The sequence below is a fragment of the Vibrio sp. 2096 genome (genome assembly GCF_033339595.1).
Taxonomy (GTDB): domain Bacteria; phylum Pseudomonadota; class Gammaproteobacteria; order Enterobacterales; family Vibrionaceae; genus Vibrio; species Vibrio alginolyticus.
Genome location: NZ_JAWOUX010000087.1, coordinates 1 through 1,135, shown reverse-complemented (window position 1 = coordinate 1,135; position 1,135 = coordinate 1). Strand labels below are relative to the sequence as shown.

Sequence of the window (1,135 nt, the reverse complement as noted above, 5' to 3'; positions counted from 1 at the left end):
TGCCGTACCAAGTGGACGATGCGCTTCACTCGTATGCTGAAGAATGATAAGTTCAACCCCGCTTGCTAGCGGTACGATCCATTGGCAAATACAGGCTTTGCGCGATTTTCCACACTGAGAACAATAACGAGACATAGAGTGAACCTTTATACATTGCTGACCATCATCAGCGTTATCTGCTTAGTACTACAATTCGAACCAATGGCGAGCCTCACCGAATGGCACGCTTACAACATACGTCATGGTGAATGGTGGCGAATCGTAACAGGAAATCTCACGCATACCAACTTTGCCCACCTTGGAATGAACTTGGCAGGATTATGGGTTATCGCGTTTATATTCCGTCCTAGTGCACGCAACTTCTCGATTGTTTTTCTTTTGCTTTGTGCCTTTGTCGGCGCAATGAACTTACTGACTAGCATGTCAGTCTATGTCGGCTTGTCTGGCGTCTTACACGGTTTGTTTGGTTTTTGGGCTCTCAGAGAAGTGATTGAAAACAGAAGAAGTAGCCTACTCTTAGTCGCCGGACTTATTGCGAAAATCGCATGGGAGCAATTTTATGGCCCTTCAACCAGCACTGCTGCAATGATAGGCGCTCGTGTTGCTGTTGATGCACATCTGTTTGGTGCAATGGGAGGCTTAGGTATGGCATTAGTAGAGAAAGGATTCCATCGCCGTATATTTGGATAAAAAATCCCGAACCACGAAAGAGGGTTTGGTTCGGGAAAGCAGTAACCGGAAACGAAAACTCAGTAAGAATACAATGGTCGAAGCCCGCGTTTATAGAAGAATGCGGTCTTCGTTTTTCTTGATTGTTGCTTCACCAATTCCTTTTACATTGGTTAAATCAGCTGCTGTTTTAAATGGGCCGTGCTCAGTACGGTAGTCAACTATGCTTTGCGCTTTCTTTTCGCCAATACCTTTCAGCATCGTTGCTATCTCTTCTGCAGAAGCAGTATTGATATTGACCGTAATTTCAATTCCTTCATATTTATCAGCCTTGGTATCAGCGGCCAAACTGAGTGGTGCGAACACCACTAAACACAAGGTTAAAATCCATTTCATATTGAACATATACACTCCAAATTAACGCTCTGAAATAATCCGCCCTAATGTAGGCAAACACTCATCGTCA

At 44.2% G+C, this 1,135-nt stretch carries 3 protein-coding genes; 1 reads left to right on the top strand and 2 read right to left on the bottom strand.

Features of this window, described 5'->3' with window-relative positions:
* Window positions 1–135 (bottom strand): DTW domain-containing protein (locus R7Q41_RS24255; RefSeq protein WP_318144735.1); only part of this gene is annotated, 135 nt, incomplete at its 3' end.
* A 3-nt stretch (window positions 136–138) separates the two neighbouring features.
* On the opposite strand from R7Q41_RS24255, the gene rrtA reads away from it, so the two are divergent.
* Window positions 139–690, top strand: coding sequence for a rhombosortase (rrtA, locus tag R7Q41_RS24250; protein WP_169566740.1), 552 nt, complete (start codon window positions 139–141; stop codon window positions 688–690).
* A 90-nt stretch (window positions 691–780) separates the two neighbouring features.
* Here the strand turns inward: rrtA and R7Q41_RS24245 are convergent, their stop codons facing one another.
* Window positions 781–1,065, bottom strand: coding sequence for a ComEA family DNA-binding protein (locus tag R7Q41_RS24245; RefSeq protein ID WP_021449594.1), 285 nt, complete (start codon window positions 1,063–1,065; stop codon window positions 781–783).
* Between the last annotated feature and the right edge of the window lie 70 nt (window positions 1,066–1,135).

Coding starts and splice junctions, on each gene's coding strand:
- R7Q41_RS24245 (WP_021449594.1), bottom strand. CDS start 1,065: ATGAAATGGATTTTAACCTTGTGTTTAGTGGTGTTCGCACCACTCAGT.